The following is a 23660-nucleotide window of genomic DNA, read 5'->3' on the forward strand; positions in this document are numbered from 1 at the left end:
GCAGCTCGGGTCGGCTCAGCTCAGCTCAGCTCAGCTCAGCTCAGCTCAGCTCAGTTCAGCTCAGTGAGTCGGTGATCGTCGACTCCGCCAGCTGCGACAACCCCTCGCGGACGTGCCGCGCCCACATCGCCCCGATGCCGTCGACCGACTGCAGGTCGCTGGCGCTGGCGGCCAGCACGTTCTGCAGCGTGCCGAAGGAGCGGACCAACAGGTCGGCGTGGGCGAACTGCAGCCGGGGGATGCCGGCCAGGGCCCGGTAGCCGCGGGGGCTGACCGCGGAGTCCTGCGCCTCGGCGGTGGTCGGGTAGCCGAACACCTTGGCCAGCGCGGTGAAATCGAGCAGCTCGGCGTCCGACAGGGCGTCGAGCTCGTCGAGCGTCGCCGTCGTCTGCGCCTCGGGCAGCGGCTCGGGGCTCGCGTGGTAGTCGCGCACCATCAGCTCCCGGGCGGTGTCGTTGCCGCCCAGCAACTCCTCGAGCTGTAGCCGCAGCTGGCGGCCGTCGGTGCCGAGCTCGACGACGTCGTCGTCGATCGCGAGCCCGATGCGTCGGACCAGCTCCAGGCGCTGCACCACCGTCAGCACGTCGCGCAGCGTCACGAAGTCCTCGATCTCGGCGCGCGAGAGCTGCCTGCTGACTTCGTCGAGCCGGATCTTGTAGCGCTCCAGGGTGGCGATGGCCTGGTTGGCGCGCGACAGGATGGTCGCCGAGTCGGCCACCACGTGGCGCTCGCCGCCGACGTAGACGGTCACGATGTTCATCGAATGGCTGACCGAGATCACCGGGTAACCGGTCTGGATGGCCGCCCGTTCGGCGGAGCGGTGCCGCGTCCCGGACTCGTCGGTGGGGATCGACGGGTCCGGCACCAGCTGCACGTTGGCCCGCACGATGCGGCTGCCGTCGGTGGACAGGACCACGGCGCCGTCCATCTTTGCCAGCTCCCGCAGCCGCGTCGGTGCGTACCGCACGTCGAGGGCGAAACCGCCGTCGCAGATGGCCTCGACGTTCTCGTCGTTGCCGAGCACGATGAGCGCGCCGGTACGGCCACGCAGGATGCGCTCCAGGCCGTCGCGCAGCCCGGTGCCGGGCGCGAGGCGGGCGACGGTGTCACGCAGCGTCGGACGAGTCACAGCGAGTCATTGTGCGGCCCCGGTGCGCGGCGCGTCCACTCTTTGCGGGACTCGGCGATGGCGACCATGTGTTGCAGCGCCGCGCCGATGGTCGGCGCGCGCAGCGCCCGCATGCCGCTCGGGACGATCTCGCGGCGCGGATCGTCGCCGTCGGGGATGAGGGCGATGCTGAACCCCTGCCGCGCGGCCTCGCTCAGGCGGCGGCCCATGCCGCTGACCCGGCGCAGGTCTCCGGCCAGCCCGACCTCGCCGATCATCACCGCCGTCGTCGGCAGCGGCAGGTCCGCCAGCGCCGACGCCAGCGCGACGGCCACCGCCAGGTCCGCCGACGGGTCCGTGAGCCGCATGCCCCCGACGGTGGACAGGTAGATGTCGTGCGCCGAAATGGGCAGCTTGCCGTGCTTCTCCAGCACGGCGGTGATCATCGCCGCGCGAGAGTGGTCGATGCCGCTGACGGCCCGCCGCGGTGACCCGCCCGCCGGCGTGGCCAGCAACGCCTGCACCTCCCCGATCAGTGGCCGTTTGCCGTCGAGCGTCACGGTGATCGCGGTTCCTGGGACCGGGGCCGGCCGTTGGTCGAGGAACAGGTTCGACGGGTCCGCGATGCCCTCGATTCCCGTGTCGTGCAACAGGAAACAGCCGACCTCGTCCGCGGCGCCGAAGCGGTTCTTGATGCCGCGGACCATGCGCAGGGAGCCGGTGCGGTCGCCCTCGAAGTGCAACACCACGTCGACGAGGTGTTCCAGCGAGCGCGGCCCGGCTATCGCGCCGTCCTTGGTGACGTGGCCGACCAGGATGAGGGCGACGTTGTTGGCCTTGGCGGCGGCGGTGAGCGCGGCGGTGACCGCACGGACCTGTGTGACACCGCCGGACACGCCGTCGGCCTCGGTGGTGGACATGGTTTGCACCGAGTCGACGATCACCAGCGCGGGCTTGACCGTCGCGATGTGCTCGAGCACCGTGTGCAGGTCGGATTCGGCGGCCAGGAACACCTCCGCGGCCGCCGGGCCGCCGCACCCGGTGCGGTCGGCCCGCAGGCGGATCTGCCCGGCCGACTCCTCGCCGGAGATGTACAAGGCGCGGCGGCCGGACTGCGCCCAGCGGTGCGCGACCTCAAGCAGCAGCGTCGACTTACCGACGCCGGGATCGCCGGCCAACAGCGTCACCGAACCGGGGACCACACCCCCGCCCAGCACCCGGTCGAGTTCGTCGACGCCGGTGGAACGGTGCCGGCTGGCGTTGGGCTCGACGGCGGTGATGGGGACCGCTGGCGCGGCGGCCCTGGCACCCCGGCGTGCGGCGCCGCCCACCGTGCTGAGTACCGGCACTTCCTCGACCGTGCCCCAGGTGCCGCACTCGAGGCAGCGGCCCACCCACTTGGCCGTGACGTGCCGGCATTCCGAGCAGCGGTACTGGGAGCGTGCGTTGGCCACCCCATGACGGTATCGAGCCGGTACGACAAGCCCCCGCCGCGACAGGCGGTCGGTGTCGGGTTAGCTGGGCTGTGGCGAGAGCCCGGCGGTCACGGGCACCAGCACGCTGGCCTGGCCGGCGCGCTCGAAGCTGAAGGTGAAGTTGTAGGTCAGCCCGTTCGAGATCGGCTTGGCCAAGGTGATGGTCGCCTTGGCGGCGGCGCTGTTGTCGATGGGGCCGGGCGCCACCTTCTGGCCGTCCGGCGTGCCGATGAACAGCATGCCGCCTGCGGGCAGCCGCGGGTCACCGCTGAGGGCCACCGAGCCGATGTCGCTGGTGACGCTCACCAGCCGGTCGGGGGCGTCCGGGGACTGGTTGGTCACCACCAGCACCAGCTCCACCTGGCGGCCCGGCTGCACGGCGTCGCCGGTCTGCGGGGTCTGGATGCGGATGTCCCGCAGCGCCACGTCGTGGATCGTGAGCTTGTTGCCGTTGATCGCCGGCTCCTGCACGGCCATCTGCGAGATCTGGCCCGCCCCGCAACCGCTGACCGCGACGGCGAGCAGCGCCACGAGGCCCGCGATCACGAGCCGGGCGGGTTGCGCGCGACCGACGACGGGGAGGCTGATCTTGACGCGGTTCACTCACTGCCTCCTGCTGGGCCGTGTTCGGGTAGTGCAACTATGCACAGTAGTAGGAACCGTTCGCCCGCGGTAGCGCGGGGCGTGAGAGCACCGTTTCGATGCGGCGGCCGAACAGTTACCGGGCCGCGCGGGACGGCGGCAAGGCGCAGGAGTATCGTGTTTCATTGCACGACTTGCTCCTCATGTCAACCCCTAATGTGCGCGTGTTGTGCCCCTGACCTGCACCGTTGCTTCGCGGCGGTTAGGCGGCCGTGTTAGGATGAAGTAACGAAAGGGGCTCGAAACAGATGATCTTCAAGGTCGGCGACACCGTTGTATACCCGCATCACGGTGCTGCGTTAGTCGAGGCGATCGAAACCCGCACCATCAAGGGAGAGCAGAAGGAATACCTCGTCCTGAAGGTTGCGCAGGGTGACCTGACCGTTCGAGTTCCCGCCGACAACGCTGAGTACGTGGGTGTCCGCGACGTCGTTGGACAAGAAGGTCTGGACAAGGTCTTCCAGGTGCTGCGCGCGCCGCACACCGAAGAGCCCACCAACTGGTCCCGCCGGTACAAGGCGAACCTGGAGAAGTTGGCTTCCGGCGACGTCAACAAGGTGGCCGAGGTAGTGCGCGACCTGTGGCGTCGTGACCAGGAGCGCGGCCTGTCGGCCGGCGAGAAGCGCATGCTGGCCAAGGCGCGTCAGATCCTGGTCGGCGAGCTGGCCCTGGCCGAGAGCACTGATGACGCCAAGGCGGAGACCATCCTCGACGAGGTTCTCGCCGCCGCTTCCTGAAGGCCCTGACGCTCGGTGGTCCCGGCGACGGGCGCTCGAGGCGCGGTCGTCGCCGTCGTTCCGGCCGCCGGATCCGGCGTGCGGCTCGCCGCGGGGATTCCCAAGGCATTCTGTGAGGTCGACGGGCGCACCCTGCTGGAGCGCTCCGTCACCGGTCTGCTGCGCTCCGGCGTCGTCGACCATGTCGTGGTGGCCGTCCCGGCCGACCGCGCCGAGCAGGCCGGGCGGCTCCTTCCCGACGGCGTCACCGTCGTCGCCGGGGGACCCGACCGCACCGCGTCCGTCGGCCTGGCGCTGGCGGCGCTGTCCGGGAAGCCCGAGTTCGTGCTGGTGCATGATGCCGCCCGCGCGCTGACGCCGGCGCCGGTGATCCAGCGCGTGGTCGACGCCCTGCGCGCCGGTCACCGCGCGGTGGTGCCGGCGCTGCCGGTGCATGACACCATCAAGGCCGTGGACGCCGACGGGGTGGTTCTGGGCACGCCCGAGCGGGCCGGTCTGCGCGCGGTGCAGACGCCGCAGGGGTTCGCCACCGAACTGCTGTTGCGGGCGTACGGCGTCCCGCGCCCCGCCGCGGGCTTCACCGACGACGCGTCGCTGGTCGAGCACGTCGGCGGCCAGGTTCGGGTGGTCGCCGGGGACCCGCTGGCGTTCAAGATCACCACCCCGCTCGACCTCACGCTGGCCGAAGCGATCGTGCGCCGGTGACCACGGACCCGCTGCCGCTGCCCAGGGTCGGGCTGGGCGTCGACGTGCACCCGATCGAGCCCGGGCGGCCCTGCTGGCTGGTCGGGTTGCTGTTCGCCGACGCCGACGGCTGCGCCGGCCACTCCGATGGCGACGTGGGCGCGCACGCGCTGTGCGACGCGGTGCTGTCGGCGGCCGGGCTGGGCGACGTGGGCGCCGTGTTCGGGGTCGACGACCCGCGCTGGGCGGGCGTCAGCGGCGCCGACATGCTGCGCCACGTCGCCGAGTTGGCCGCCGCCGCGGGATACCGGATCGGCAATGGCGCCGTGCAGGTCATCGGCAACCGGCCCCGGATCGGCCCGCGCCGCGCCGAGGCGCAGCGGGTGCTCTCGGAGCTGCTCGGGGCGCCGGTGTCGGTGTCGGCCACCACGACCGACGGCTTGGGGCTGACCGGACGCGGCGAGGGCGTCGCCGCCATCGCCACCGCGCTCGTGGTCCCCGCGCAGCAGACGGCGACCGCCCCGGGAGCCGGGAGCTGACCCGGTAAGCTGGCACGTCGTGACCGATTGCGGCCCGTTGCGGCTCCACGATACGGCGACGGGCGTCGTCCGTGACTTCGTGCCGCTGCGCCCCGGCCACGTCTCCATCTACCTGTGCGGCGCCACCGTGCAGGGCCTGCCGCACATCGGGCACGTCCGCAGCGGCGTCGCCTTCGACATCCTGCGCCGGTGGCTCATTGCGCGCGGCTGCGACGTCGCCTTCATCCGCAACGTCACCGACATCGACGACAAGATCCTCAACAAGGCGGCCGCCGCGGGCCGGCCCTGGTGGGAGTGGGCGGCGACCTACGAGCGGGCCTTCTCCGCGGCCTACGACGCCCTGGACGTGCTGCCGCCGTCCGCCGAGCCGCGCGCGACCGGGCACATCACCCAGATGGTCGAATTGATCCAGCGCCTGATCGAAACCGGTCACGCCTATGCCGCCGGTGGCGACGTCTACTTCGACGTGCTCAGCTACCCGGAGTACGGGCAGCTGTCCGGCCACCGGATCGACGACGTCCACCAGGGCGAGGGCGCCGCCACCTGCAAACGCGACCAGCGCGACTTCACGCTGTGGAAGGCGGCCAAGCCCGGCGAGCCGTCCTGGCCCACCCCCTGGGGCCGCGGCCGCCCGGGCTGGCACCTCGAATGCTCGGCGATGGCCCGCACCTATCTCGGCGCGGAATTCGACATCCACTGCGGCGGCATGGATCTGGTGTTCCCGCACCACGAGAACGAGATCGCGCAGAGCCGGGCCGCCGGCGACGGGTTCGCCCGTTACTGGCTGCACAACGGCTGGGTGACGCTGGGCGGCGAGAAGATGAGCAAGTCGCTGGGCAACGTGCTCGCCATCCCGGCGATGCTGCAGCGCGTACGACCGGCCGAGCTCCGCTACTACCTGGGCAGCGCGCACTACCGGTCGATGCTGGAATTCTCCGAGACCGCCCTGCAGGACGCCGTGAAAGCCTATGTGGGCGTTGAGGAATTCTTGCACCGGGTGCGGGTGCGGGTCGGTGCCGTCGAGCCTGGCGAGTGGACCGCGCGGTTCGGCGCCGCCCTCAACGACGACCTGGCCGTGCCGGCGGCGTTGGCCGAGGTGCACCACGCCCGCGCCGAGGGCAACCGCGCCCTGGACTCCGGCGACCACGAGGCCGCGCAACACCACGCCGGGGCGATCCGGGCCATGCTCGGCATCCTGGGCTGCGACCCGCTCGACGAGCGCTGGGAGACCCGCGACGAGACGTCGGCGGCGCTCGCGGCCGTCGACGTCCTGGTCCACGCCGAGCTGGAGAACCGGCAGAAGGCCCGCGCCGAACGCAACTGGGCGTTGGCAGACGAGATCCGGGACCGGCTCAAGGAAGCCGGCATCGAAGTCACCGACACCGCCGACGGGCCGCAGTGGTCGCTGCAGGCCGGCCCGGAAAGCTAGGGCCGAGATCGCATGGCCGGTAACTCGCGGCGCCGCGGGGCGATCCGCAAGGCGGGCACCAAGAAAGGCCCGGTCGTCGGTTCGGGCGGCCAGCGCCGCAGGGCCCTGGAGGGCCGCGGCCCCACCCCGCCCGCGCACCTGCGGCCGAATCACCCCGCCGCCAAACGAACCGCGCCGCAGAACCGCAGGCCGGCCCAGAAGCGCACCGACGAGGCCGAGACGGTGCTCGGCCGCAACCCGGTCCTGGAGTGCCTGCGCGCCGGGGTGCCGGCGACCGCGCTGTACGTCGCGCTGGGCGCCGAGGCCGACGAGCGGCTCACCGAATCCGTAGCTCGCGCAGCGGATTTGGGCATATCGATCCTCGAGGTGCCGCGCACCGACCTGGACCGGATGACCAACAACCACCTGCACCAGGGCATCGCCCTGCAGGTGCCGCCGTACAGCTACGCCCACCCCGACGACCTGCTGGCCGCCGCGACCGGCGCCCCGCCGGCGCTGTTGGTGGCGCTGGACAACATCTCCGACCCGCGCAACCTGGGCGCCATCGTGCGGTCGGTGGCGGCGTTCGGGGGCCACGGCGTGCTGATCCCGCAACGCCGGTCGGCGTCCGTGACGGCGGTGGCGTGGCGCACCAGCGCGGGGGCGGCGGCCCGCCTGCCGGTCGCGCGGGCGACCAATCTGACCAGGACGCTGAAGGATTGGGCCGATCACGGGCTGCGGGTCGTCGGCCTGGACGCCGGCGGCGACACGGCCCTCGACGACATCGACGGGGCCGACCCAGTGGTGTTGGTCGTCGGGTCGGAGGGCAAAGGGCTCTCCCGGCTGGTGCGCCAGACCTGCGACGAGGTGGTGTGCATCCCGATGGCCGGGCACGCCGAATCGTTGAATGCCTCGGTCGCCGCCGGGGTGGTGCTGGCCGAAATCGCGCGGCAGCGCCGGAGTTAACCCGGTGCCCGGCCGGACAGCGCGGCTGCGCGCCGCCCTGGTCGCGTTGCTCGCCGCCGCGCTGCTGCCCCTCGGCGCGGCGTCGGCGCAGGCCGGTGACTTCGATCTGCAGGCCCACCGCGGCGGTCGCGGCGAGACCACCGAGGAGTCGCTGCGCGCGTACGCCAAGTCGCTCGCATTGGGCGTCAGCACACTGGAACTCGACGTCGTGCTCACCGCCGACGGGCAGCCGCTGGTGTGGCACGACCCGACGATCGAGGCGCAGAAGTGCTCCGACACCGGGCCCGCGTTCGCCGGTGACCCGCAGTACCCCTACGTCGGCAAGTTGGTGCACGAGCTGACCGCGGCGCAGGTCGGCACGCTGGACTGCGGCAACCGCCTGGCCGATTTTCCCGACGCGGAGGTGGTGCGCGGCAACAAGATCGCCGCGCTGCCCGACGTCTTCGCGCTGGCCAACTCCTACGGCGCCGACGGCGTCCGCTACAACATCGAGACCAAGGTGGAGGCGGACCATCCGCAAGCCTCCGCCGGCCCGCAGCAGTTCGTCGACGTGATACTGGCCGCGGTCCGCGCGGCCGGCAAGATCGACCGGGTCGAGATCCAGAGCTTCGACTGGCGGACCCTGCCGCTGGTGCGCCGCGCGGAGCCGTCGATCCCGTTGGTGGCGTTGTACGACGACACCACCTGGGCGCCGGGCTCGCCGTGGCTGGCCGGCGAGGCCGGGGTCGGCGATCCGTTGCGGGGCGCGTTGGCGGTGGGTGCCGGCATCGTCTCGCCGGATTACCGGCTGGTGGCCGGGGCGCCATACGTCGAGCGCGCGCACGCGTTGGGGCTGCGGGTGATTCCGTGGACCGTCGACGACGCCGACGCCATGCGCGCCCAGATCGGCTACGGCGTCGACGGTTTCATCACCGACTACCCGAGCCGGGCGCGCGCGGTGCTGGCCGGGCTGGGCCGGCCGCTGCCGCCAAGCTACCGGCGGCGCTAGAGGCCCAGCACGCGCGCCGACGCCCACAGCGCCAGCACCGCCACCACCAGCGACACGGGCACGGTGCACGCGCCGAGGCGTGTGTATTCGCCGACGCCGGCGTCGACGTCATGCTGGCGTAACAGGCGTCGCCACAACAGGTTCGACAGCGAGCCGACGTAGGTCAGGTTGGGGCCGATGTTCACCCCGATCAGCACCGCCAGGATCGCGACCGGGCCGCCGGGCGCGACCAACGGCAGCAGCACCAGCGTCGCGGGCAGGTTGTTCACCACGTTGGCCAGCAGGGCGGCGATGGCGGCGATGGCGAGCAGGGCGGGCAACCCGTTGCCCGACGGCAACACCGACTTCATCGCCCTGTCCATGCCGTTGAGCGTCACCGCCTGCACCACCACGCCCAGCGCCAGCACGAACACCAGGAACGACACGTGCACCGAGCGGGCGATCTCGGCCACCGTCGTATTCCGCCGCCGCAGGCTGCGCAGCCCGAGCACCACGGAGCCCGCCAGCGCGGCCCACGCCGGGCTCAGGCCGACCGACTGCGCGACGGCGAACCCGGCCAGGGTCAGCCCGACCACCACGAGCACGAACACCGGCGGGCGTGGCGGCGGACCCAGTTCCTCCGAGTTCGGCTGCACGCGTAGGTCTTCGGCGAAGAACCAGCGGAAGATCAGGTAGAGCGAGCCCACGGCGGCCAACCACGGCAGCATCATCACCAGGGTGAACTTGGTGAACGAGATGTTGGCCGTGTGGAAGGCCAGCAGGTTGGTCAGGTTCGACACCGGTAGCAGCAGCGACGCGCCGTTGGCCAGGTGCGCCGTGGCGTAGGCGTACGGCCGCACCCGGGTGCCCAGCCGCCGCACGGCGGCCAGCACGACGGGCGTCAGCAGCACCACGGCGGCGTCCAGGCTCAGCGCCGCGGTGATCACGGACGCGATGACGAACACCCGCAGCAGCAGGCCGCTCGAGCGCACCCGGCCGCGGGCGATGGCCGCGCCGGCGGCCTCGAACAACCCCTCGTCGTCACACAGCTTGGCCAGCACCAGCACCGCGCCCAAAAAGGCGACCACCCCGGACAGGTCGGCGATCTCCGCCGCCGCCTGCCGCACCGAGATCGCGTGCATCGCCACCAGGACGACCGCCGCGGGGACGGCCGCCACCGCCTCCGGCAAGCCGCGCGGGCGCACGACGGCGAAGGCCAGGACGGCAGCCAGCAACACCAGCGCGACGGTCAGGGTCATCGACAGCGCCTCACGCCCACGGGTTCTCGCGCCGCCACACCGTCGGCAGGTGCAGCGCCACGCCGTCGCGCGCGGCCAGCCCGTCGAGGATGCGCAGCGACGCGTCCAGGTCGTCGGCCGCGTACGGCAGCGCGCGCAACGGCTTGGACAGGGGCCGGAAGAAGTCGTCCCAGTGGATCAGCAGCACCCGGCGCGCCCCCACCGCGGACACCGTCTCGGTCCAGTAGTCGACCAGATAGGAGGGTGGGCGTAGGCCCAGCTGCCCGACGGACAGGTACACCACGTCGGCGCTTTGACCGCGCAGCGCGCCCTCGACGTAACCGGCGCTGCCCTGGATCAGCAGCCGGCGGCCGGTCGGCCGGTGGTGCACCAGCGTCGACCACGACTCGCCACAGCGATACGCCGAGGCCCGCACCGGGGGCACCACCGGCGCGCTGATCGCGCCGGGGAATCGATCGGGCGGGCAGTGGTGGGACTCGACCAGGGTGACGTGGTAGTTGCCGAGCCGCAGCGGCGCGCCGCTGGTCGCGACCACGATCCGGTCCTCGGGAAGCCCGTGGCCACGCCCCACGTTGGCCGCGGACTGCCCGCCCACCAACTGCGCGCCGGTGCGGTCGGCGACCAGCGCGGAGTCCAGGGCGTGGTCGATGTGGGTGTGCACGGGGATCACCGCCGCCAGGCGCGGCACCTTCGCGCGCGCGAGGCAGCCGTCGACGCGCGCCGGCGACGGCGCCACCTTGCCGGCGGCGACCTTCGCGAGCCCCGGGCGCGAGAAGTAGCCGTCGGTCAGCACCGCCGACGAGCCGTCGTCGACCAGCAGCGTCGCCACCCCGAGCCAGGTCACCGACAGCGGCGCGTCCGGCCCGGCGGCGGGCGCGTCGAACCGGTCCGCGTACCGCGCAATGTCGGGACGCCCCCATTTGAGCCGCATCAGCAGAACGCCCCCAGGCGGGTGCCGGCGGCCGTCAGCCGGTCGCGAACGGCGCTCGCGATCCGCACCGCGCCCGGCGAATCGCCGTGCACGCACACGGATTCCACTCGCAGCGCGACCAGGGTGCCGTCGACCGCGGTGACCTGTCCGGAGCTCACCATCGCCAGCACCCGGTCGGCGATCGCCGCCGGGTCGTGCAGCACGGCGCCGGGCTCGCGGCGCGACACCAGCGTGCCGTCGGGCCGGTAGGCGCGGTCGGCGAACGCCTCGGCGACGGTGCGCAGCCCGCGCCGCCGCGCCTCGTCGAAGAACGCCGAGCCCGCCATGCCGAGCACCGGCAGGGCGGCGTCGGCTAGCCGCACCGCCTCGGCGACGGCGGCGGCCTGCTCGCGGTGGGTGACGATGGTGTTGTACAGCGCGCCATGCGGTTTGACGTAGGACACCGTCGTTCCGGCGGCTCGCGCGAGGGCCTGCAGGGCGCCGATCTGGTAGAGCACGTCGGCGGTCAGATCGTCGGTGGTGACGTCGACGAAGCGCCTGCCGAAGCCGGCGAGGTCGCGGTAGCTCACCTGCGCGCCGACGCGTACCCCGCGCTCGGCGGCCGACCGGCACACCCGCAGCAGGCCCGCGGGGTCTCCCGCGTGGAAGCCGCAGGCGACGTTGGCGCTGGTGACGATCTCCAGCATGGCGTCGTCGTCGCCCAGGCGCCAGACGCCGAAGCCCTCGCCCAGGTCGGCGTTGAGGTCGATGTCGGCCACCCGCCCAGCTTATGGTGCCGCCGCGCCGCGGCCGGGCGCAGAGGTCGCCTTGCCGCCGACGCAGCAGAGCCTTTCGCGCAGTTGGGACCGGCCGTGCGGACAAGCCTAGGCGGTGACCGCCCGGCGGCGCCCGAGCAGCCAGCACGCCAGGTAGATCGCGAAGGAGATGCCGGCGACGAACACCGACACCGGCACGCCGGGCGCCAGGGACAGCGTGATGCCCCCGACGGCCGACACCTCGGCGAAGATCACCGAGGCCAGCATCGCCGCCGCCGGCGAGGCGACCACCCGGGCGGCGGCGGCCGCGGGGGTGATCAGCAGCGACATCACCAGCAGGGCGCCGACGATCTGCACCGCCTGGGCGGCCACCACGCCGACCAGGGCCGCGAACACGATCCCGAGCGCCTGCACCGGGACGCCGCGGGCGGCGGCGACGTCGGGGTCGACGGTCGCGAACAGCAGGGGGCGGTAGCAGGCGGCCAGCACGGCGACGACCAGGAGGCAGACCACCGCCAGCACGGCCAGGCCGCTGTAACCCACGCCGACGATCTGTCCGGTCAGCAGCGCGAAACTGGTCGAGGTGCGGCCCGGGTAGAGGTAGATGAACAACACGGCCAGTCCGAGCCCGAACGCCAGCACCACGCCGGTCACCGAATCGCGTTCCCGCGCGCGCCGGCCGAGCAGCCCGAATAGCGCGGCCGCCAGGGCGCTGCCCAGCAGCGCGCCAAGTCCCACCTGCAGGCCGACGAGCAACGCGAAAGCGGCTCCGGTGAGCGACAATTCGCTGGACCCGTGCACCGCGAACGACATCTGCCGCATCACGACGAACGGCCCGATCAGCCCGGCGACGAGCCCGAGCAGCGCCCCGGCGAGCAGGGCCTGCTGGACGAAGTCGTGGCCGAGGAGCCGGGCGGTGACGTCGAACGCGAACAGGTGCCCGAGGACGTCGGCGAGCTGCGGGTTCACAGCGATCGCCCGCTGTCCTCGCCGACCACCACGTAACGGTCCTTGACCCGCACCACCTGCACGTCGGCCCGGTACAGCGTCGACAGCGTCTCGGTGGTCAGCACCTCCTCGACCGCGCCGATCCGGAACCGGCCGTCGACCAGGTACAGCACCCGGTCGACGTAGGGCAGGATCGTGTTCACCTCGTGGGTGACGACGATGACGGTGGTGTTGGCCTCGCGCCGCCGGCGGTCGATCAACGCCGCGATCAGCCGGGCGTTGGCGGGGTCGAGGGCCGCCAGCGGTTCGTCGCACAGCAGCAGCGTCGGATCGCTGGCCACCGCCTGCGCGACGCGCATCCGCTGCAGCTCGCCGCCCGACATGACCCCGACCCGCACGTCGGCCAGCCGTTCGCCGTTCACCTGCTCGATCGCCCGCGCGACGGCCGCCCGGCGGCGCTCCCGGCCGGCGCGCCGCAGCGGCAGGCAGCCCCAGTCGCGCCCGTCGACGCCGAGGCGCACCAGGTCGCGCCCGCGCAGCATCACGTCTGCGTCCATAGGGTGCTGCTGGGGCACGTAGCCGACCTGCCCGTCGACCGACACCGCGCCGGCGCTCAGCGGCAGCAGGCCGAGGAGCACCTTGAGCAACGAGGTCTTGCCGGTGCCGTTGGGGCCCAGGACCGCGATGAATTCACCCCGCGACACCGACAGGTCGAGCTGGTCCCACAGCACCCGGTCGCCGAACGCCAGGCGGGCACCGGTCATCGACACGGCGGGCGAGCGGTCCGCGACCGCCTGGTCAATGACGGGCATTGTCCCGGCCCGACTGCAGGGCGGAATTGAGCTGTTGAACCGTAGTGCGTTGCCAGCCAAGGTAATCGGTGCCGGCCGGCAAAGTTTCGGTCACCTCGGTCACGGGCACGCCCGCGTCGCGGGCGGCGTCGCGCAACCCGGTGATCGCCGGGGTGGACGTCTGCGGGTTCACCACGACCGCGAACACCTGGCGGCGCTTGACCAGGTCGAGGACGAACGCCATGTCGGCGGGCGACGGGTCGGTGCCGTTCTCGTTCGCGGTGCTGAAGGCGCGGGGCGTGCGGTCGACCACGCCGGCGGCCTTGAGCAGGTAGTGGGCGACCGGTTCGGTCGCGAGCACGGACGCGCCGGGGAAGTTGGTCGCGATCAAACGCTCGGCGCCGGCGACCGCGTCGGCGTCGCGGCAGAACGCGGCGGCGTTGGCCCGATACGCCGTCGCGTCGCCCGCGTCGATCCCCGCGAGCCGGTCGGCGACGGCGTTCGCGACGGACTTGGCCACGTCGAGGTCGTAGAAGACGTGCTCGTTGGGCGGATCGTCGCCCTTGTCCTTGGCGACGAACGAGTAGGCGGCCACGGGCGCCGCGCCCGGCCGCCCGGCCAGCACCTGCGTCACCCACGGGTCGTAGTCGCCGCCGTTGTAGACGACCAGCGTGGCGTCGGTGAGGGCCGCGGCGTCCGACGGCGTGGCGGTGTAGGAATGCGGGTCGACGCTGCCGCCGGTGAGGATGGCCTTGACGGTGACGTGGCCGCCCGCGACGGCGCCGACCACGCTGCCCCACACGTCGGTGGAGGTCACCACGGTGGCCTCGTGCGGATGCGCCGAGCGGGCCGCCCCGCACCCCGCCAGCACCGTCGAGCCGAGCGCCACGAGGGCGAGGGCCGGCGCGACGACACGTCGCCGGCGCCTCGCAGTGACTCGTGCCATATGGGGTCCCGTCAGCTCGGTACGCGCGTGCGGATCAGCGGCGGCCGGCAGGGCAGCCGGTCAATATACTAATGAAAATCGTTTCCATTACAAAGTGCCTCGGACCAGCCGATAGGCGGGCCACCCGATCCGCTGTAGCGTCACCGGTCGTGAGCCCCACCCCGCGCCGACGTGCGACTCTGGCGTCGCTGGCGGACGAGCTCAAGGTTTCCCGCACGACGATCTCGAATGCCTTCAATCGGCCCGACCAGCTCTCGGCGGACCTGCGGGAGCGGGTGCTCGCGACGGCGAAGCGGTTGGGCTACGCCGGCCCCGACCCCGTCGCGCGGTCGCTGCGGACCCGCAGGGCCGGCGCGGTCGGGTTGGTGATGGCTGAGCCGCTGCCCTACTTTTTCAGCGACCCCGCGGCCCGCGACTTCGTCACCGGCGTCGCGCAGTCCTGCGAGGCGCAGGGGCAGGGGCTGCTGCTGGTGGCCGTCGGCCCCAGCCGCAGCCTCAAGGACGGCACCGCCGCGGTGCTCGGCGCCGGCGTGGACGGGTTCGTGGTGTATTCGGTGTGCGACGAGGACCCCTACCTGCAGGTGGTGTTGCAGCGCCGGCTGCCCGTCGTCGTCGTCGACCAGCCGAAGGGGCTGGCCGGGGTGTCGCGGGTGGGCATCGACGACCGGGCCGCGATGCGCGAGGTCGCCGACTACGTGCTGGGCCTCGGGCATCGGGAGATCGGTCTGCTGACCATGCGGCTGGGCCGCGACCGCAGGCAGGGCGTGGTGGACGACGACCGGCTGCGCTCGCCGGCCTTCGACGTGCAACGCGAGCGGATCGTCGGCGTGTGGGAGGCGATGCGCGCCGCGGGCGTCGACCCCCGGTCGCTGACCGTCGTCGAGAGCTACGAGCACCTGCCCGAGTCGGGCGGGGCGGCCGCCAAGGCGGCGCTGGAGGCCAACCCCCGGATCACCGCGCTGATGTGCACGGCCGACATCCTCGCGCTGTCGGCGATGGATTACCTGCGCGCACACGGCATTTACGTGCCCGGTCAGATGACCGTCACCGGTTTCGACGGCGTTCCCGAGGCGCTCAACCGCGGCCTCACGACCGTCGCGCAGTCGAGCCTGGAGAAGGGGCGGCGCGCGGGCGAGCTGCTGCTCAAGCCCCCGCGGTCCAACCTGCCTGCGGTCAAGCTGCTGGACACCGAGCTGATCCGCGGGCGCACCGCGGGGCCGCCCGCGTGACGCGCTAGGCCGATTCGGTGTCGCCGATCAGCAGCCGCACCGCCAGGTCCAGCCGCTTGCTGACATCGGTGGCCGAGGCCCGGCGGGTGAGCCAGGCCAGCAGGTTGGACAGCCACACGTCCGAGATCACCCGCGCGATGTGGTACTGGTCCTCGGTCGGCTCGCCGTCGGCCATCGCCCGGGCGAACATCGAGTCGATCAGCTTCTCGACCTGGTCGACCTCGCTGGCCGCCGACGCGTCGGCGAACACGTAGGCGCGCGTCATCGCCTCGGTCAGCAGCGGATTGCGCTGCATCGCGCGGTTGAGTTTGCCGACCATGAAGTTGAGCCGCTGGAACGGCGTGCCGCCGGTCATCGCCGAGCGGTCGGTCTTGGCGTCGATGCGGCTGAACTCCCGCCCCAACGCGGACACCAGCAGGTGCACCTTCGAGGGGAAATAGCGGTACAGCGTGCCGACCGCCACGTCGGCGCGGTCCGCCACCGCCCGCATCTGCACGGCCTCGTAGCCGCCCTTGGACGCGATGGCCATGGTGGCGTCCAGGATGCGCTTGCGGCGTTCCCGCTGCGCCTCCGAACCCAGCTCGGACTCCGCCAGGACCGCCACGTTCACGACCTCGCGCGGTTGCGAGTCAGACGCGCGGCTCGAACCGGCTCTCGAGTTGGCACTGGCTGGCATGTGACGGGTTGCTCCTGTTCCGGGCGGCTCGTTTGCAAACGATACGCATTCTGGGTGTGAATTTCCCACCTCCGTCCCCGTCGGGGCAACCGCGTGCGCTGCTGTAATGGCGTTCGACTTGACGGTCGATCACTGGCACTATTAGAACACGTTCTAGTGCGGCAGCACCGCGCTTCGACCAGTGATATTGACGACCCGGAAGGCTCAACACGTGGTAGCGACCGTCACCGACGAGCAGTTCGCCGCGCGGGCTCTGGTGCGCGACTGGGCCCGCAATTCGACGGCGGGGCCGGGCGGCACGGCGGCGGTCCGCGCCGTCGAGCAGGGCGACGCCGACGCGTGGCGGCCGGTCTTCACCCGGCTGGCCGACCTGGGCATCTTCGGCGTGGCCGTCGCGGAGGACGCGGGCGGCGCGGGCGGCAGCGTCGAGGACTTGTGTGCCATGGTCGAGGAGTCGGCCAAGGCGTTGGTGCCCGGTCCGGTGGCGACCACCGCGCTGGCCGCCCTGGTGCTCGCCGAGACGGGCACGCAGCCGGCGCCGCTGGAAGCGCTGGTCGCGGGGGAGCGGTTCGCCGGGCTGGCCCTGGAGGGTGACGCGCAGTTCGACCCCGACGCCGGTCAGGCGTCGGGCACCTGGCCGCTGGTGCTGGGCGCCGCCGCCGGGGCGCTGCTGCTGTTGCCGGCCGGCGGCACCTGGCTGCTGGTCGACAGCGAGGCCGAGGGCGTGCGCGTCGAGCCGCTGCAGGCGACGGACTTCTCCCGGCCGCTGGCCCGGGTGGTGCTGACCGCGGCGCCCGCCGTCGCGGTGGCCCAGCGTGCCGAACGCGTCGAGGAACTCGCCGCGACGCTGCTGGCGGCCGAGGCGGCGGGGGTCACCCGGTGGGCGCTGGAGACGGCCGTCGACTACGCCAAGGTGCGCGAGCAGTTCGGCAAGCCGATCGGCAGCTTCCAGGCCGTCAAGCACATCTGCGCCGAAATGCTGTGCCGCGCAGAGCAAGCCGAGGTAGTCGCCGCCGCCGCGGCCCGCGCCGCGGCCGACGCCGACGACTCCCAGTTCGCCATCGCGGCGGCCCTGGCCGCCGGCACCGGCATCGCGGCCGCCAAGGCCAACGTCAAGGACTGCATCCAGGTGCTCGGCGGCATCGGCTGCACCTGGGAGCACGACGCGCATCTGTACCTGCGCCGCGCGCACGCCAACGGCCGTTTCCTGGGGGGCGCCGAGCGCTGGCTGCGCCGCATCACCGCCCTGACCCAGGCCGGGGTGCGCCGCCGCCTGGGCATCGACCTCGCCGACGTCGAGGACCAGCGCGACGAGATCGCCGCCGCCGTCGCCCGGGTCGCCGAGCTGCCCGAGGACCAGCGGCAGGCGGCGCTCGCCGAGGCCGGCCTGCAGGCGCCGCACTGGCCCGCGCCGTACGGGCGGGGCGCGTCGCCGGCCGAGCAGCTGCTGATCGACCAGGAACTGGCGGCGGCCGGTGTGGCGCGCCCGGACCTGGTGATCGGCTGGTGGGCCGTCCCGACCATCCTCGAGCACGGCACGCCCGAGCAGGTCGAGCGCTTCGTGCCCGGCACCATTCGCGGCGAATTCCTTTGGTGCCAGCTGTTTTCCGAGCCGGGTGCCGGCTCGGACCTGGCGTCGCTGCGCACCAAGGCGGTCCGGACCGACGGGGGTTGGCTGCTGTCCGGGCAGAAGGTCTGGACGTCGTCCGCGCATAAGGCGCGGTGGGGCGTTTGCCTGGCCCGCACGGATCCCGACGCGCCGAAGCACAAGGGCATCACCTACTTCCTCGTTCAGATGAGCTCGCCCGGCATCGAGATCCGCCCACTGCGCGAGATCACCGGCGACTCGCTGTTCAACGAGGTGTTTCTGGACAACGTGTTCATCCCCGACGAGCTGGTGGTCGGCGGGGTCAACGACGGCTGGCGGCTGGCCCGCACGACGCTGGCCAACGAGCGCGTCGCGATGGCCACCGGCACCGCGCTCGGTAACCCGATGGAGGAGCTGCTCGCGGTGCTGGCCAAGCTCGACGTGGACACCGCCCAGCAGGACCGGCTGGGCCGGCTGATCATCACCGCGCAGACCGGCGCCCTGTTGGACCAGCGGATCGCCCAGCTCGCCGTGGGCGGGCAGGACCCGGGGGCGCAGTCCAGCGTCCGCAAACTCATCGGCGTCCGCTACCGGCAGGCGCTGGCCGAGTTCATGATGGACGTCTCCGAGGGCGGCGGGCTGGTGCACAACCACGCTGTCTTCGACTTCCTCAACACCCGCTGCCTGACGATCGCCGGGGGCACCGAGCAGATCCTGCTCACCGTCGCCGCCGAGCGGTTGCTCGGGCTGCCGCGTTAGCCGAGATCGACTGCCGCGGCGTGTAATTCACGAAGCGCCTGGCACGCCATCGCGCCCAGGTCACCGTCCTCGCCGGGTTCGGCCCAGCGCGCGTAGGCCGACTTGAACGCGAGCGCGGCGAGTTCGGCGGCCAGCGACGCCGCCGGCTCGGGCACGCCGCGCTCCCCGAGCGCCTCGGCCATCGCGCGGGCGAGCCCGATCTGCTTGAGCGCGTTGCGTTCCTGCAGTTCGACGCTGGCGGCGATCGCCGCCTTGAGGCGGGGCGCGAGCTCCCGGTTGAACGAGGTGAACGCCGCCGAGGCGGCGGTCAGCCCGGAGCTCACGGCGGCCAACGGTGTCGCGCCGGCGGGCGCCGCGGCGACGCCCTCGCGGAGCAGCCGCGCGATGGCGTCCTGGCCGGCCGCCAGCACGTCACGCTTGTCGGGGAAGTGCCGGAAGAACGTGCTTTTCGTCAATCCCGCGCGGGCGGCGATCTCGGCGACGGTCGTCTCGTCGTATCCCCGCTCGTTGAACAGGTCCAGCGCCGCGGCGACCAGGCGTGCGCGCGCGTCCGGTTCCCAGCGGGCCATCGCTCCACTCTAATGATGCGACAATGGTCCCATCACCGCTGTATGGTGATGGGACCATTGTCTCGTCACTCGAAGGGTGTGCCTCATGCGCGTATTCGTCACCGGTGCCAGCGGAGGAATCGGCTCGGCGGTCGTCGCCCAATTGCTCTCCGCGGGTCACCATGTCGTGGGCCTGGCCCGATCGGACGCCTCGGCCGCGGTCATCGAACGGCTCGGCGCGCAGGCCGTGCGCGGCGACGTCACCGACCTGGAGACCCTCCAGAAGGCGGCCACGGACAGCGACGGCGTTGCGTACCTGGCGTTCTCGCACGACTTCGCCTCCTTCGGCGACGCCATCGGTGACGAGGCCCGTGCCGTCGCCGCGATCGGCGACGCGCTGGCCGGCACCGACAAGCCGCTCGTCCTCGCCAACGGCACCCCGGCGATTGCCGGGCGGGTGAGCACCGAGGACGACCCGTTCGTCACCGAGGGGCCCACGGCGGGCCGCGGACGCACCGGGCGGGCCGTCGTCGACCTAGCCGGGCGCGGCGTCCGGTCCGCCGTCGTGCGGCTGCCGCGGTCGGTGCACGATGCCGGCGGACGCTATGGCTTCGCCGGCATCCTGATCCAGGCCGCGCGTCGCACCGGCGTCTCGGCCTACGTCGGCGACGGCTCGCAACGCTGGCCCGCCGTGCATCGCGACGACGCGGCGGCGTTGTTCCGGCTCGCCCTGGAACAGGCCCCGCCCGGTTCGGTGCTGCACGCGGTGGGCGACCAGGGCGACCCGATGCGCGCGATTGCCGAGGCGATCGGCCGCCGGCTCGGCGTGCCCGTCGCGTCCGCCGCCGCCGAGGACTTCGGGCCGCTCGGCGCGATCTTCGCAGTCGACCAGCCGGCATCCAGCGCGCTGACCCAGCAACGGTTCGCCTGGAAACCCACCGGTCCGAGCCTGCTCGAGGACCTGTCGGCCGGCGTCTACCCCGACTGACACGCGGTCCCGGGCGCGCTGCGGCCGCCGGTCGGCGTCAGGCGCTCAGGAGAACGTCGTCTGTGCGCAGGTGCTGGGCGAGGTGATGTTGACGCCCGGGTAGACCACCTGGATGTGGGTGCAGACGATGACGTTGTTGTCGGTCTTGGGCTGACCGGTCTGCCAGTCGGTGGAGTCGATGCGCCCGGTGGTCTGGTACTTCTCCGGCGGGCCCTCGCCGAAATAGACCGTGGTGATCTCGTCGGATCCCATCGACTTCATCACCCGCTCGTATTGGCCGGTGGCGTGCGCGTCCAGGTAGGCCAGCCGATTCGACGAGCGGATCTCGGTGCTCTGCCGGGCCCACAGGCCCGGCGGGAACCCGGTGATCCCGTCGGGGGTCTGCATGTGCGCGCCCGCGACGAAATCGCAGTGTCCGTCGCCCTTGAAGCAGTTCAGGACCGCCGTCGTCTCCAGCTGATTGGGCCCGTCCAGGGGAAACAGCGTCGACGCCGTGTTGCTGGCCGCCTGCGCGGCCGGCGCCGGCCCGGCGGGCAGCAACACCGGGATCGCCGCGACGACCGCGAACCGCATCATCTGCCGCATCATCGGCGCGCCCCTTCCCGAATGCCAGGGTGAATCTAACCCGCGATCAGTCGTCGTAGGTCACTTCTACCGAATCGGTCTCCGGGTGGCATTGGCAGGCCAGCACCAGGCCGTCGTCGAGGTCCTCCTGCTCGAGCACGTCGTTGACCTCCATGCTCACCTTGCCGCTGCGCAGGGTGCAGGCGCACGCGCCGCAGTGCCCCTCGCGGCAGGAGAACGGCGCGTCCAGGCCCTTGGCCAGCAACACGTCGAGCAGCTTGGCGTTGCGCGGCCAGGACACGGTGTGCGTCTCGCCGTCCAGTTCCACCACCACGGTGGCGGGCGGCTCGTCGCCCTGGCCGGTGTCCTCGATGGTGACCGCGGCGAACGGGTCCGACTCCAGGGACTTGAAGACCTCGATATGGATCTGCGGCGCAGGCACTTTCAGCATGCCGAGCGCCTCCTTGGCCGCGTCCATGAAGGGCCCGGGCCCGCAGATGTAGACGGGCCGGTCGGTGTAGGGGGCCACCAGGCGGGCCAGCGCGGCCACGCTCGGCAGCCCCTGCACCGATTCCAGCCAGTGCAGCACGGTGAGACGGTCGGGGTGCTTGGCGGCCAGCTCGCGCAGCGCCTCGGCGAAGATCACGGAGCGCTCGTCGCGATTGGCGTAGAGCACCGTCACCTGGCCGGCGCCCTCGGTGAGCGCCGACTTGGCGATCGACATGACCGGGGTGATCCCGCTGCCGGCGGCCATCAGCAGGAAGTCGCCGTCGAGCGAGCGGGGCGTGAACGTGCCCGACGGTGCCAGCACGTGGATCCGCATGCCCGGCTGCGCGTTGTCGCACAACCAGTTCGACGCGTACCCGTCGGCGGTGCGCTTGACGGTGACGGTCAGGGCGTCGTCGGTAAAGGGCGAACTGCACAGCGAGTAGCACCGCGCCACCGACCCGGTGCGGTCGCTGGGAATGCGCAGCGTCAGGAACTGGCCGGGCGCGTAGCGCAGCCGCTCGGGCGGGATGGCGGGGTCACCCGGCTCGGCGGGCACCGCGAACACCAGCGACCTCGCGTCGTCGGTCTCGGCGATGACCTCGGCGATCTGCAGCTCGAGGACGTGGTCACCGAGCGGCTCATCGGGGATCGCCTCGGTCAAGGCCCGCCCTCCCTCTCGTCGTAACTAGAACATGTTACAGAAAAGCGGATTCGTATCGCTACCAGCCGCAGGATTACCCTGCTCGACACGAATCGGAACGTGTTCTAGTCTCAGGTGTTAAGTCCACTGTGTAAGTCTGGCCAGGAGGCAAACTTAAGTGACGACCATTCAACAGCGCGACGCGCGGTCGGTTCTGGCCGGCATCGACGATCTGCTGCCGCGGATCCGGGAGCGCGCCCAGGCGACCGAGGACCTGCGCCGGTTGCCGGACGAGACCGTTCAAGACCTCCAAGACGTCGGCTTCTTCACCCTCTTGCAGCCCGAGCAGTGGGGCGGGTTGCAGTGCGACCCGACGCTGTTCTACGAGGCGGTGCGCCGCATCGCCAGCGCCTGCGGCTCCACCGGCTGGGTGAGCTCGATCATCGGCGTGCACAACTGGCACCTGGCCCTGTTCGACCAGCAGGCGCAGGAGGAGGTGTGGGGCGAGGACCCGGCGACCCGGGTCTCGTCGTCGTACGCCCCGATGGGCGCGGGCGTGGTGACCGACGGCGGCTACCTGGTCAACGGCGCGTGGAACTGGTCCTCGGGCTGTGACCACGCGACGTGGGCTTTCCTGGGCGGCCCGGTGATCAAGGACGGCCGGCCCGTCGACTTCGGCAGTTTCCTGATCCCGCGCAGCGAGTACCGCATCGACGACGTCTGGCACGTGGTCGGCCTCAAGGGAACCGGCAGCAACACCGTCGTCGTCAAGGACGTCTTCGTGCCGCGCCACCGGTTCCTGTCCTACAAGGCGATGAACGACGGCACCGCCGGCGGCTACCAGACCAACACCGCCCCGGTCTACAAAATGCCTTGGGGCACAATGCATCCCACCACCATCTCGGCCCCGATCGTGGGGATGGCCTACGGCGCGTACGCCGCGCACGTCGAGCATCAGGGCAAGCGGGTGCGTGCGGCGTTCGCCGGCGAGAAGGCCAAGGACGACCCGTTCGCCAAGGTCCGCATCGCCGAGGCGGCCAGCGACATCGACGCCGCGTGGCGCCAGCTCTCCGGCAACGTCGCCGACGAGTACGCGCTGCTGTCCGCCGGCCAGGAGGTCCCGTTCGACCTGCGCACCCGCGCGCGCCGCGACCAGGTGCGCGCCACCGGGCGCGCCATCGCGTCGATCGACCGCCTGTTCGAGGCGTCCGGGGCCACGGCCCTGGGCAACGACCAACCGGTGCAACGGTTCTGGCGCGACGCGCACGCCGGCCGGGTGCACGCGGCCAACGACCCAGAGCGGGCCTACCAGATCTTCGGCAACAACGAGTTCGGGTTGCCGCCCGGCGACACCATGGTATGACCGCGACGACCGAGGAACTGACGTTCGAGTCGACCTCGCGGTTCGCCGAGGTCGACGTCGACGGCCCGCTGAAGCTGCACTACCACGAGGCGGGTGTCGGCAACGAGCAGACGGTGGTGTTGCTGCACGGCGGCGGCCCCGGCGCGGCGAGCTGGACGAACTTCTCGCGCAACATCCCGGTGCTGGCCCAGCGATTCCACGTGCTGGCCGTCGACCAGCCCGGCTACGGCCACTCCGACAAGCGCGCCGAGCACGGCCAGTTCAACCACTACGCGGCGCGCGCCCTGCACGGGCTGTTCGATCAGCTGGGGCTGAAACGCGTTCCGCTGGTGGGCAATTCGCTGGGCGGGGGCACCGCGGTGCGGTTCGCCCTGGACTACCCGGATCGCGCCGGGCGCCTGGTGCTGATGGGGCCTGGCGGCCTGAGCGTCAACCTGTTCGCGCCCGACCCGACCGAGGGTGTCAAACGGCTCGGCAAGTTCTCGGTCGACCCCACCCGGGAGAACCTCGAGGCGTTCCTGCGGGTGATGGTCTACGACCAAAAACTGATCACCCCCGAGTTGGTGGACCAGCGGTTCGCGTTGGCCAGCACGCCGGAATCGCTGACGGCCACCCGGGCGATGGGAATGTCGTTCGCGGGGGCCGATTTCGAGCTCGGCA

Annotated in this window: 24 protein-coding genes; 11 read left to right on the top strand and 13 right to left on the bottom strand. The window is 71.9% G+C overall.

Going from position 1 to position 23660, the window contains the following annotated elements:
- Positions 1 to 55: 55 nt before the first annotated feature.
- From disA to A5700_RS17395, 3 genes are read right to left on the bottom strand one after another with little or no spacing between them, the layout of a single operon-like run.
- Positions 56 to 1129, bottom strand: a complete 1074-nt coding sequence (gene disA / locus A5700_RS17385) for a DNA integrity scanning diadenylate cyclase DisA (RefSeq protein WP_068070555.1) — start codon at positions 1127 to 1129, stop codon at positions 56 to 58.
- Entirely contained in the window at positions 1126 to 2562 is a 1437-nt protein-coding gene (gene radA / locus A5700_RS17390; protein WP_068070557.1) for a DNA repair protein RadA, read from the bottom strand. The genes disA and radA overlap by 4 nt, the downstream gene beginning before the upstream one ends.
- A gap of 60 nt (positions 2563 to 2622) precedes the next feature.
- The gene (locus tag A5700_RS17395; RefSeq protein WP_068070559.1) at positions 2623 to 3186 is read right to left on the bottom strand and encodes a hypothetical protein; all 564 of its coding nucleotides are present in this window, start codon (positions 3184 to 3186) and stop codon (positions 2623 to 2625) included.
- A gap of 287 nt (positions 3187 to 3473) precedes the next feature.
- Here A5700_RS17395 and carD point away from each other — a divergent pair, with 287 nt between their 5' ends.
- From carD to A5700_RS17425, 6 genes are read left to right on the top strand one after another with little or no spacing between them, the layout of a single operon-like run.
- The gene (gene carD / locus A5700_RS17400) at positions 3474 to 3962 is read left to right on the top strand and encodes an RNA polymerase-binding transcription factor CarD (RefSeq protein WP_007166539.1); all 489 of its coding nucleotides are present in this window, start codon (positions 3474 to 3476) and stop codon (positions 3960 to 3962) included.
- Positions 3963 to 3977: 15 nt separating this feature from the next.
- Complete coding sequence (ispD, locus tag A5700_RS17405) at positions 3978 to 4667, top strand: 2-C-methyl-D-erythritol 4-phosphate cytidylyltransferase (RefSeq protein WP_068070561.1); 690 nt, start codon at positions 3978 to 3980, stop codon at positions 4665 to 4667.
- Between the two features lie 11 nt (positions 4668 to 4678).
- The gene (ispF, locus tag A5700_RS17410) at positions 4679 to 5185 is read left to right on the top strand and encodes a 2-C-methyl-D-erythritol 2,4-cyclodiphosphate synthase (protein WP_156671272.1); all 507 of its coding nucleotides are present in this window, start codon (positions 4679 to 4681) and stop codon (positions 5183 to 5185) included.
- A gap of 19 nt (positions 5186 to 5204) precedes the next feature.
- Positions 5205 to 6614 carry a cysteine--tRNA ligase gene (gene cysS / locus A5700_RS17415; RefSeq protein ID WP_068204886.1) on the top strand — a complete coding sequence of 470 codons (1410 nt, stop codon included), beginning with the start codon at positions 5205 to 5207 and terminating at the stop codon, positions 6612 to 6614.
- A gap of 12 nt (positions 6615 to 6626) precedes the next feature.
- Entirely contained in the window at positions 6627 to 7559 is a 933-nt protein-coding gene (gene rlmB / locus A5700_RS17420) for a 23S rRNA (guanosine(2251)-2'-O)-methyltransferase RlmB (RefSeq protein WP_068066213.1), read from the top strand.
- 4 nt (positions 7560 to 7563) lie between these two features.
- Positions 7564 to 8547, top strand: coding sequence for a glycerophosphodiester phosphodiesterase (locus tag A5700_RS17425; protein WP_231973698.1), 984 nt, complete (start codon positions 7564 to 7566; stop codon positions 8545 to 8547).
- Here A5700_RS17425 and A5700_RS17430 read toward each other — a convergent pair.
- The 6 genes from A5700_RS17430 to A5700_RS17455 all read right to left on the bottom strand — a co-directional run bounded on the left by A5700_RS17430 (position 8544) and on the right by A5700_RS17455 (position 14156).
- Entirely contained in the window at positions 8544 to 9785 is a 1242-nt protein-coding gene (locus A5700_RS17430; protein ID WP_068066215.1) for an SLC13 family permease, read from the bottom strand. The two genes, A5700_RS17425 and A5700_RS17430, sit on opposite strands and share 4 nt — an antisense overlap.
- A 10-nt stretch (positions 9786 to 9795) precedes the next feature.
- On the bottom strand, positions 9796 to 10716 hold the full coding sequence (locus A5700_RS17435; RefSeq protein WP_068066218.1) for an MBL fold metallo-hydrolase: 921 nt from the start codon (positions 10714 to 10716) through the stop codon (positions 9796 to 9798).
- The gene (locus A5700_RS17440; RefSeq protein ID WP_068066220.1) at positions 10716 to 11474 is read right to left on the bottom strand and encodes a LamB/YcsF family protein; all 759 of its coding nucleotides are present in this window, start codon (positions 11472 to 11474) and stop codon (positions 10716 to 10718) included. Before A5700_RS17440 ends, A5700_RS17435 begins: the two co-directional genes overlap by 1 nt.
- 105 nt (positions 11475 to 11579) lie before the next feature.
- The gene (locus A5700_RS17445) at positions 11580 to 12440 is read right to left on the bottom strand and encodes a metal ABC transporter permease (RefSeq protein WP_068066225.1); all 861 of its coding nucleotides are present in this window, start codon (positions 12438 to 12440) and stop codon (positions 11580 to 11582) included.
- Positions 12437 to 13231: a metal ABC transporter ATP-binding protein gene (locus A5700_RS17450; RefSeq protein ID WP_068066228.1), complete on the bottom strand. Its 795-nt coding sequence runs from the start codon at positions 13229 to 13231 to the stop codon at positions 12437 to 12439. Before A5700_RS17450 ends, A5700_RS17445 begins: the two co-directional genes overlap by 4 nt.
- Positions 13218 to 14156: a metal ABC transporter solute-binding protein, Zn/Mn family gene (locus A5700_RS17455; protein WP_068066231.1), complete on the bottom strand. Its 939-nt coding sequence runs from the start codon at positions 14154 to 14156 to the stop codon at positions 13218 to 13220. The genes A5700_RS17450 and A5700_RS17455 overlap by 14 nt, the downstream gene beginning before the upstream one ends.
- 149 nt (positions 14157 to 14305) lie before the next feature.
- Between A5700_RS17455 and A5700_RS17460 the strand changes: the two genes are divergently transcribed.
- The gene (locus tag A5700_RS17460; RefSeq protein WP_068066234.1) at positions 14306 to 15385 is read left to right on the top strand and encodes a LacI family DNA-binding transcriptional regulator; all 1080 of its coding nucleotides are present in this window, start codon (positions 14306 to 14308) and stop codon (positions 15383 to 15385) included.
- Positions 15386 to 15389: 4 nt separating this feature from the next.
- On the opposite strand, the gene kstR is transcribed toward A5700_RS17460, so the two are convergent.
- Positions 15390 to 15989, bottom strand: a complete 600-nt coding sequence (kstR, locus tag A5700_RS17465; protein ID WP_068066264.1) for a cholesterol catabolism transcriptional regulator KstR — start codon at positions 15987 to 15989, stop codon at positions 15390 to 15392.
- Positions 15990 to 16272: 283 nt separating this feature from the next.
- Here kstR and A5700_RS17470 point away from each other — a divergent pair, with 283 nt between their 5' ends.
- Positions 16273 to 18408 carry an acyl-CoA dehydrogenase gene (locus A5700_RS17470; protein ID WP_068204887.1) on the top strand — a complete coding sequence of 712 codons (2136 nt, stop codon included), beginning with the start codon at positions 16273 to 16275 and terminating at the stop codon, positions 18406 to 18408.
- On the opposite strand, the gene A5700_RS17475 is transcribed toward A5700_RS17470, so the two are convergent.
- Complete coding sequence (locus tag A5700_RS17475; protein WP_068066240.1) at positions 18405 to 18977, bottom strand: TetR/AcrR family transcriptional regulator; 573 nt, start codon at positions 18975 to 18977, stop codon at positions 18405 to 18407. The genes A5700_RS17470 and A5700_RS17475 overlap by 4 nt on opposite strands.
- Positions 18978 to 19062: 85 nt before the next feature.
- Between A5700_RS17475 and A5700_RS17480 the strand changes: the two genes are divergently transcribed.
- Complete coding sequence (locus tag A5700_RS17480) at positions 19063 to 19944, top strand: SDR family oxidoreductase (protein ID WP_068066243.1); 882 nt, start codon at positions 19063 to 19065, stop codon at positions 19942 to 19944.
- A gap of 45 nt (positions 19945 to 19989) precedes the next feature.
- Here A5700_RS17480 and A5700_RS17485 read toward each other — a convergent pair whose 3' ends face one another.
- On the bottom strand, positions 19990 to 20532 hold the full coding sequence (locus A5700_RS17485) for a hypothetical protein (protein ID WP_068204889.1): 543 nt from the start codon (positions 20530 to 20532) through the stop codon (positions 19990 to 19992).
- Between the two features lie 43 nt (positions 20533 to 20575).
- Positions 20576 to 21658, bottom strand: coding sequence for a ferredoxin--NADP reductase (locus A5700_RS17490; RefSeq protein WP_068066249.1), 1083 nt, complete (start codon positions 21656 to 21658; stop codon positions 20576 to 20578).
- A 157-nt stretch (positions 21659 to 21815) separates the two neighbouring features.
- On the opposite strand from A5700_RS17490, the gene hsaA reads away from it, so the two are divergent.
- Positions 21816 to 23000, top strand: a complete 1185-nt coding sequence (hsaA, locus tag A5700_RS17495; protein WP_068066252.1) for a 3-hydroxy-9,10-secoandrosta-1,3,5(10)-triene-9,17-dione monooxygenase oxygenase subunit — start codon at positions 21816 to 21818, stop codon at positions 22998 to 23000.
- Positions 22997 to 23660 (top strand): alpha/beta fold hydrolase (locus tag A5700_RS17500; protein ID WP_068204891.1); only part of this gene is annotated, 664 nt, incomplete at its 3' end. The genes hsaA and A5700_RS17500, both read left to right, overlap by 4 nt.

Source organism: Mycobacterium sp. E1214 (genome assembly GCF_001666755.1).
Lineage (GTDB): Bacteria > Actinomycetota > Actinomycetes > Mycobacteriales > Mycobacteriaceae > Mycobacterium.

Bases quoted from the DNA above. Each gene is read 5' to 3' on its own strand.
- carD (WP_007166539.1), top strand. From the start codon at position 3,474: ATGATCTTCAAGGTCGGCGACACCGTTGTATACCCGCATCACGGTGCT.
- rlmB (WP_068066213.1), top strand. From the start codon at position 6,627: ATGGCCGGTAACTCGCGGCGCCGCGGGGCGATCCGCAAGGCGGGCACC.
- A5700_RS17430 (WP_068066215.1), bottom strand. From the start codon at position 9,785: ATGACCCTGACCGTCGCGCTGGTGTTGCTGGCTGCCGTCCTGGCCTTC.
- A5700_RS17435 (WP_068066218.1), bottom strand. From the start codon at position 10,716: ATGCGGCTCAAATGGGGGCGTCCCGACATTGCGCGGTACGCGGACCGG.
- A5700_RS17450 (WP_068066228.1), bottom strand. From the start codon at position 13,231: ATGCCCGTCATTGACCAGGCGGTCGCGGACCGCTCGCCCGCCGTGTCG.
- A5700_RS17455 (WP_068066231.1), bottom strand. From the start codon at position 14,156: ATGGCACGAGTCACTGCGAGGCGCCGGCGACGTGTCGTCGCGCCGGCC.
- A5700_RS17475 (WP_068066240.1), bottom strand. From the start codon at position 18,977: ATGGCCCGCTGGGAACCGGACGCGCGCGCACGCCTGGTCGCCGCGGCG.
- A5700_RS17480 (WP_068066243.1), top strand. From the start codon at position 19,063: ATGCGCGTATTCGTCACCGGTGCCAGCGGAGGAATCGGCTCGGCGGTC.
- A5700_RS17485 (WP_068204889.1), bottom strand. From the start codon at position 20,532: ATGATGCGGCAGATGATGCGGTTCGCGGTCGTCGCGGCGATCCCGGTG.